Origin of the sequence: Bradyrhizobium sp. 2TAF24 (assembly GCF_052115025.1) — a bacterium.
Lineage (GTDB): Bacteria > Pseudomonadota > Alphaproteobacteria > Rhizobiales > Xanthobacteraceae > Bradyrhizobium_A.
The window spans coordinates 78,129-86,259 of record NZ_JBFRFW010000023.1 but is presented as its reverse complement, the minus strand read 5'-3'; the positions used below and the strand labels follow the sequence as shown (position 1 = coordinate 86,259).

The window sequence follows — 8,131 nt, the reverse complement described above, 5'->3', positions numbered from 1 at the left end:
CAGATGTCCGGCGTGAAGCTGACGTTGAGCTGCGCGGTGTGCAGCGTGTAGCGGGTCTGCGGCGTCACTTCCGGGTCGACCGTGCCGTTGGCGGACTGCTGCAGGTCGGACGGGGTGTAGTTGGCGCCGATCTGCGGGAAGAACAGGCCACGCTGCGCCAGCGCATTGAACTGGGCGACGCGGATCGCCGCTTCCGACGCCTGCAGCGACGGATTGTGCTCGATCGACAGGCGGATCAGGTCGTTGAGCGGTTTTGAGCGGAACGCCGCCCACCAGCGGGTCGGGATGTCGGCGCCATTGGTGAAGCGCTGGCCGGCGACGCGCGGCGCGCCGGGTGCGGCGCGCGGCGAGGCCAGCGGCTCCGGGGTGTACCCGGCGACGTCGGGCGTCGGCGGCGAGGAGAAGTTGGGCCCGACCGCGCAGCCCGCCAGCATCAGGCCGGCGGCGCAGGCGGCAAGGCCGGACACCACGCCGGGCATCCGGCGCAGCCGGCGGCGGATCGTTCGTGCGGAGGGAAGAGCGCTGGCTCCGAGGTTACGCATCGATCAATCCCCCCGTCAGTGAGCCGCTTCCGGCGGCGAGGCGACCGCATCGCTGTGCGGTGCCGCTTCGCGCGACAGGAAGATCTTACGCAGCGCCGGCGCCACCACCAAGAGCAGCAGCGGGCCGATGAACATGCCGCCGACCACCACGGTCGCCAGCGGCCGCTGCACCTGGCTGCCGATGCCGTGGGACAGCGCCGCCGGGAACAGGCCGACGCCGGCCGACAGCGCCGTCATCAGCATCGGCCGCATGCGCTGCTCGGAGCCGTTGAATACCGCCTCTGCGATGCTCATGCCGGAGGCGCGCAGCTCGCGGAAGTAGGTGATGTTGAGAATGCCGTCCATCACCGCGACGCCGAACAGCGAGATGAAGCCGATCGCCGCCGAGATGCTGAAGTCGAGGCCGGCAAAGTACAGCGCGATCAGGCCGCCGCCGATCGCGAAGGGGATGCCGGCGAGCGCCAGCAGGCTGTCGCGCAGCGAATTGAACAGGCCGTACAGCAGGACGAAGATCAAGAGCAGCGTGATCGGCACCACAATCACGAGGCGCGCCTTGGCCGCCTGCAGGTTGTCGAACTCGCCCGACCACACCAGGCGATAGCCCGCCGGCAGCTGCACCGCCTGGGTGACGCGCTGCTGCGCCTCCGCCACCGTGCTGCCGAGGTCGCGGCCGCGCACGCTGAATTTGATCGGGATGTAGCGCTGGCTGCGTTCGCGGTAGATGAACGAGGCGCCGGTGTCCAGCGAGATGGTGGCGAGCTCGCTCAATGGAATGTAGGCGTTGGTCCCCGCCGGCGTCTGGTAGGCGACCTTGATGTCGCGCACCGTGTCGATGCTCTGGCGGAATTTCGGATCGAGCCGCACCACCACGCCGAACGAGCGGTCGGCTTCCAGCACGGTGGTGGCGTTGGTGCCGGCGAGCGCCGCCTGCACCACGGTGTTGACGTCGCCGGTGTTGAGGCCGTAGCGCGCCGTCTTGTCGCGGTCGATCCTGATGTTGAGGTTGGGCTGGCCGAGCAGGCGGAAGATGCCGAGGTCGGCGACGCCGTTGACCTTGGCCATCTCGGCCTTGACCTGGGTGGCGAGCTGCTCCAGCACCTCGAGGTTGGGGCCGATGATCTTGACCGAGTTGGCGCCCTTCACGCCGGACAGCGCTTCCTCGACGTTGTCCTGGATGTACTGCGAGAAGTTGAAGTCGATCCCGGGCAGCTCGGCGGCGAATTCCTGCTGCAGCTCCTCGGTGAGCTTCTCCTTGGTGAGGCCGGGCGGCCATTCGTCGAACGGCTTGATCGGGGCGAACAGCTCGACATTGGAGAATGCGGAGGCGTCGCTGCCGTTGTCGGGGCGGCCGTGCTGCGACACCACGGTGATGACCTCGGGGTGGCGCAGCAGGATCTCGCGCATCTTGGCGACGTAGGGCTTGCCGGCCTCCAGCGACAGGGTCGGCGGCATCGCCGCGCGGATCCAGAAATTGCCTTCCTCCAGCGCGGGGAGGAATTCGCTGCCGAGGCGGCTGGCGGCAAGGCCGCTGAGCGCGAGGAAGATCGCGCCCGCCGCCACCGCGACCTTGACGTGGTCGAGCGACCAGCGCAGCACCGGGGTGTAGAACGCGCGCAGCTTGCGCACGATGAAGGTCTCGACCTCCTCGATATCGTGCTTCATCAGCAGCGACGCCAGCACCGGCGTCACCGCGAAGGTGGCGAGCAGCGCGCCGGCCAGCGCATAACCGTAGGTGCGGGCCATCGGGCCGAAGATCTGGCCTTCGACGCCCTGCATGGTGAACAGCGGCACGAACGCGGTGACGGTGATGGCGGCGGTGAAGAACACCGCCTTGTCGACCTGCAGCGCGCTGACATAGATCATCCGCAGCCGGTCGGTCCAGGTCGGTGCCGAGCCGTCGCCGCCGGTCTTGGTGGTCGGGTCGGGGCCCCAGTAGCCGTCGACGAGATGCTTGAGGATGCGCAGCCGGTTCTCCGGCGGCGACTGGAAGTTGCGGAAGATGTTTTCCATCATGATCACGGCGGAATCGACGATGATGCCGAAGTCCACCGCGCCGAGCGACAAGAGGTTGGCGTCCTCGCCCTGAAGCACCAGGATGATGATGGCGAAGAACAGCGCGAACGGGATGTTGGCGCTGACGATCAGCGCGCTGCGCAGGTCGCCGAGGAACACCCACTGGATCAGGAACACCAGGATGCAGCCGAAGATCAGGTTGTGCAGCACGGTGTGGGTTGTGACGCCGACCAGCGAGGAGCGGTCGTAGTAGGAGACGATCTTGACGCCGGGCGGCAGGCTGCCGTCGCTGTTGAGCTTGGCTACCTCGTCCTCGACCTTGGGAATGATCTCGTTGGTGTGCTGGGTGCGGCCCATCACCACGATCGCGGCCGCGACGTCGTCGTCCTTGTCGCGGCCGGCGATGCCGAGCCGCGGGACGTAGCCGATCGAAACCTTGGCGACGTCCTTGATCTGGATCGGCAGCCCGGCGGACTGGGTCAGCACCACGTTCTCGATGTCGCGGATGCGGTAGCCCTTGGTGACGTCGTCGGCGCCGCCGGAATCGATCAGGCCGATGCCGCGAATGTTGACCGACTGCTGGCCGATCGAGATCTCGCGGCCGCCGACATTGATGTTGGCGTTGCCGAGCGCCTGCACCAGCTGCGGCACGGTGATGTTGTAGGCCTCGAGCTTCTGCAGGTCGGCCTCGACGCTGAACTGCTTGGTGGTGCCGCCCCAGGCATTGATCTGCACCACGCCGGGAATGGTCATCAGCCGCCGCGCCACGACATAGTCCTGCAGCGTGCGCAGGTTGGTCAGGCCGAAGTTCGGCGGGCCGACCAGCTCATAGCGGTAGATCTCGCCGACGAGGCTCGACTGCTGGATGGTCGGGACGAGGTTGTTGGGCAGCGTGATGTTCTGCTGGATCGAGTTCGCCGCCTGGGTCAGCGCGAAGTAGTAGTCGACGCCGTACTTGAAGGTGACGCGCACGAACGACAGGCCGTAGAACGAGGTCGAGCGGATGTTGACGACGCCCGGCGTCGGGTAGAGGCCGACCTCCATCGGGATGGTGTAATACTTCTCCATCTCCTCGGCGGACAGGCCCGGCGCCTGGGCCGTGATCTCCAGGATCACCGGCGCCGGGTTCGGGTAGGCCTCGATGTTGAGCTTGGTGAACGCCACGAGGCCCGCGGCGCAGAACACGGCGAGGCCCAGCACGATGATGGCGCTGCGGGTCAGACCGAACTCGATAAGGCTCTTGATCAAGGCACGTACTCTCAAAAGGCGGCGGCTGAACGGCGGCACAGGCGGTCTTTGCAAACCGTGCGCCGCCGACGGAACCGGGAGGGCCTCTCAAGAGGTGACCCGGGCTGCGGGCATGCTCGCCGGGCGGTGCGCCGGGACCCCGGCGATCCGCCCTGCGTCGTTAGCCGGTGACGGCCGTGGCGAACTTGTTGCTGAGAAAGACCGCCCCCGTGGTGGCCACCAGGTCTCCCGGCTTCAGTCCGTCGAGAATCTGGCGCCAGCCGTCCTGCTCCAGGCCGATCTTCACCTGGCGCCGCTCGAAGCGACGGCGGTCGGAGGTGACCCACACCGTCATGGTGCCGTCGCCCTCGCGCACGATCGCGCTGAGTGGCAGCGCCACCGACTGCTTGGGCGCCTCGACCTCGATGGTGAAGGTCGCGAGCATGCCGGCGCGCAACAGGCGCTGCGGATCGTCGATCACCGAGCGCACCAGCTGGCGGTGCGAAGTCGGGTCGATGTTGAGGCCGAGCGTCGAGACGCGGCCGCGGAACACGGCGTCGGGATAGGCCGGGACGCGGACCTCGACCGGCTGGCCCAGCTTGTAGGCCGGCGCATCGGTCTCGATGACGTTGGCGATCATCCACATGGTGGAGATGTCGGCGAGGGTGAACGGCGCCGGCGCGTTGCCGGGCTGGACATAGAGCCCCGGCGCGGCGTTGCGGCTGATGATGCGGCCCGAAATCGGGCTCGGCACGATCAGGATGGAATCGACCTTGCGGTCGTTGAGGATGCGGTCGATCTCCGCTTCCGACTTGCCGAAGATGCGCACCGCGTCGCGCGCGGCCTTGAAGTTGCCCTCGGCGGTCTGCTGGTCCGAGGTCGCCTGGTCGACGTCCTTCTGGGCGCCGCCGCCGGCTTTCAACAGCTGCTTGACGCGATTGAGGGTGCGGATCTGCAGCTCGAGCACGCCGGCGGTGGCCAGCAGGTTGGATTCGGCGTTGAGCAGGTCCGGGCTGTCGATGGTGAACAGCGGCTCGCCCTTCTTCACCTCGTCGCCGACATTGTAATAGGTGTCGACGATGCGGCCGGGGTTCGGGGTGAACGCCTGCACCAGCATGTTCTGATTGAAGTCGATGTTGCCGACGGCGTTCTTCAGCACCCTGAATTCACGGGTGCCGGCCGGTCCCACGGCGAAGCTGGCGGCCTGCTGCTCGGTGACGTCGACGGTCTGCTTGGCGATGTCGACGGTGCCGGCCGTGCTGCTGTCCTGCTGCGCCTTGGCGACAGGCGCATCGCCGCCGCGGAAGATGAACCAGGCCCCGGTCAGCATAAGGGCCGCGACCACTGCCGCGCCGACGCCGATCGTGGGCTTTAGACGAAACGGCATGAAAGCGATCTCCCGAAGTGACCCTCGCCGGATAAAAATCCGTGCAAAACCATTGAGATAAGCAGGCCGCCCCGCGAGCGGCCGTCCGTCGGGAACTCGTTAGCAAGGTGACCTTACACCCACCTTACAGTCGCTGTCCCCAGCCGGATTCGACCTGCGCCAAATCCGCTCATGCCCGCTCGCGCCGCGAACCGCAAGGCCCGTGGCGCGAACCTCCTGGGGGGATGGCTAGGCTGTCCGGTGGTGTGACCTTGCGGTCACGCCCGGGCCGGATCCTAGGGGGTGACCGGCCAGCGCGGCTCCTTGGGGCCGCCATAGTAGCGCAGCTGGTCGTTGCCGATGGATTGCGGGCCGGTGTCGCTGATGCAGCCGGACAGCAGGCCAGCGAGGGTGGCCGCGGCCAGGAGCAGGCCGATGCGGTGATATGACGATTTCATGACAGTTGCTCCTCCGCTCAGTAGCGCGCGATCACCGGGCCGCCGAACTTGTAGGCGAGGCCGACAGTGACCGTGGAAGCGGTGCTGGTGACGCGGTAGGGCAGCTGACCATTGGGTGTCAGCGCGGCGCCGCCGCGGCTGAAGCTGCCGAAGTCGTAGTAGCGATAGTCGAACGTGCCGATCAGCTCCGGCGTGAAGGCGTAGTCGAGGCCGCCGCCGGCGGTCCAGCCGCTGCGGCCGGTGGTGAATCTGTCGCGGCCGAGCACCGGATCGGTGTCGGTGTGACGCAGGCTGCCATAGGCCCAGCCGCCGGTGAAGAACACCAGGAAGCGGTCGATGGCGTAGCCGGCACGGGCGCGCACGGAGGTGGTCCAGCGCAGCGCGGTGGCGTCGTTGGGGCCGAGCGCGAAGGCGTCGTCGCTTTTGATGCCGGCCCAGCTGCCATCGGCCTCAATGCCGAGCACGGTGGTGCCGAACTGCCAGTTGGCGCCGATCGCGCCACCGGCGACGCCGCCGCTGCCGCCATAGTTGGCAGTGCCGCCGATGTTGCTGATGTCATGGTTGGAGACGCCGCCGCCGCCGAACACGCCGACATAGTAGCCGGACCAGTCATAGGCGGGGGAGAGCGGCGGCGCCTTGGTGAAGGGCGCGACCGCGAGGTCCGCGGCGGAGGCTGCCGAACTCGCCAGGAGGGCGAGCATGGTGGAGCTCACAAGAGCAGTCTTCAGGGTGTTCATGATGTCCTCTCGTCACGCACGGGAGGCGCGCCGTTCGGCGCGCGCTCCCGGCGCGCTCGTCAGAAGTGAATGATGGCGTCCATCGAGCCGATCAGCGCGAAGCTCTTGGTCGGGGCGATGCCGGCGTTGCTGTTGCCGTTGAACGCGGGTGCGTCGAGCGAGCGGTAGTAGCTGACCTCGGGGCGCAGTTCGATCTGCGGCGAGAACCAGTGCTGCAGGCCGATGCCGAACTCCAGATAGCGGGTCTTGACGCCGGTACGCTGGCCTTCCTCGTCGTCGTAGAACTCGCCGCGGAACGACAGGTTGTCGAGCGGCGCGAACTTGTAGTTGAGGTAGGCGAGCGCGGCGAAGGCCCGCGCCGTGCAGGTCACCACGGCGGGGTTGCTGCACACCGCAAGGCTCGGCGCGTTGAACGGCATCTGCTGTGGCGAGAACGGGAAGCCGTTGTTGGCGACAATGCCGAGCGGATCGGTGATGTTGAGCACGTTGCGCTGGAACAGCTCGTAGGCTTCGAACGAGAGGTGCCACTGGTCGTTGAACTTGTGATAGTAGGTGAAGCCGTACCACTGAAGGTTGTTGTAGCCCCACGTGCCGGAGTTGATGCCGTCGGCGACGATGTTGATGTTGTCGTTGCCGCTGTCGCTGGTCAGACGGATGCCGCCGGTGAAGGATGGAATGGCGCCCGGATCCTTCTTCATCGTCGTGCCCGGGAACACCGGGTTCGGGAACGGGTTCGGAATGTTGGCGCCGACATGCCAGGGCATCGCCTCGGTGCCGACCGTGACGCCGAACTGCAGGATGACGTTCTTGTTGACCGCCAGCGTCGCCTGCACGCCGGTGTTGGTGTAGTTGTCGAACGTGTACGTCATCGAGTGCGAGTACATGTAGTTGTTCGGCGCCAGCTGCGCCTCGATGTCCGGAATCGAGATGAAGCGGCCGACGCGGACGTTGAGGCCCTGCATCACCTGCGGGATGAACACCTCGCCATAGATCATCGGCATGTCGAAGCCGTTCACCGCGTTGCTCTTCAGCAACTGGTTGCTGAACAGGCCGTAGGCGGTGGTGTAGCGGTAGTTCTCGCCATAGATCGCCGAGACGCGAAAACCCCAGTCGATGTGGTCGCTCTGCACGGTGTCGGGCAGGCGCTCGAGATAGAGCACCGCCTGGTCGAGCTGCACCGTGTTCGGCGTGTAGCTGTAGGCCGCCGGGGCGTTGCCGCCGGGCTTGACCGAGTTGCTGGAGAGATTGCCGCCGACGTCGACCCAGCCATAGAGCTGGATGTGCGCGTCGCTCATCGCCTGGCCCAGCGGCGTGTTGGCGATCGCCGTCATCAACGGGCTGTCGACCGAGTTCGGCCGCGTCACGCCGAGATTGGTCGAGCCGCCATAGGGCCATTCGGTGAACGGCATCGGCGGCGTGCTCTGCGGCGTCGCCGGCCAGTCGGCGCGGCGGCCGGCCGGTGCCTTCGGATCCTGCGGCGCGCCGTCGTGTCCCCACTCCAGCCGGTAGTAGTTCAGAAAGCGGCTGGCGACGTCGTCGCCGAGATAGGCATCGAGGCAGGAATAGTTTTTGTACGGATCGCAACCTGCCGGCGCTTTCGTGACAAGACTGTAGTCTGCCGCCCGGGCGCCATCGATCAATCCGATCGCGGCCAGCGACACACCCGCAAGAAGAATTCGTTTCATGACACGACCAACCCCGTTTGTGCAGCGTCCCCAATTTTGCGCTGCTCCGATTCCTAAAAAATCGGTAACGGGAGTTTTCCGGAGCGCGTCGCAAAAAATCGAT

6 protein-coding genes are annotated in these 8,131 nt (G+C 66.6%); all 6 read right to left on the bottom strand.

Features of this window, described 5'->3' with window-relative positions; translation table 11 throughout:
- Nucleotides 1-542, bottom strand: a 542-nt coding sequence (locus tag AB4Z37_RS28445) for a TolC family protein (protein ID WP_441520078.1), incomplete at its 3' end; no start/stop codon positions are given.
- 15 nt (nucleotides 543-557) lie between these two features.
- A complete protein-coding gene (locus tag AB4Z37_RS28440; RefSeq protein ID WP_441520077.1) occupies nucleotides 558-3,803 on the bottom strand; it encodes an efflux RND transporter permease subunit in 3,246 nt (1,081 codons plus the stop codon).
- 160 nt (nucleotides 3,804-3,963) lie between these two features.
- Nucleotides 3,964-5,169 (bottom strand): efflux RND transporter periplasmic adaptor subunit, encoded by a 1,206-nt coding sequence (locus AB4Z37_RS28435; RefSeq protein ID WP_441520076.1) that lies wholly within the window; start codon nucleotides 5,167-5,169, stop codon nucleotides 3,964-3,966.
- A 275-nt stretch (nucleotides 5,170-5,444) separates the two neighbouring features.
- A complete protein-coding gene (locus AB4Z37_RS28430; protein WP_441520075.1) occupies nucleotides 5,445-5,606 on the bottom strand; it encodes a hypothetical protein in 162 nt (53 codons plus the stop codon).
- A 17-nt stretch (nucleotides 5,607-5,623) separates the two neighbouring features.
- Nucleotides 5,624-6,343, bottom strand: a complete 720-nt coding sequence (locus tag AB4Z37_RS28425) for an outer membrane protein (RefSeq protein WP_441520074.1) — start codon at nucleotides 6,341-6,343, stop codon at nucleotides 5,624-5,626.
- 59 nt (nucleotides 6,344-6,402) lie between these two features.
- Nucleotides 6,403-8,028, bottom strand: coding sequence for an outer membrane beta-barrel protein (locus tag AB4Z37_RS28420; protein ID WP_441520073.1), 1,626 nt, complete (start codon nucleotides 8,026-8,028; stop codon nucleotides 6,403-6,405).
- Nucleotides 8,029-8,131: the final 103 nt, after the last annotated feature.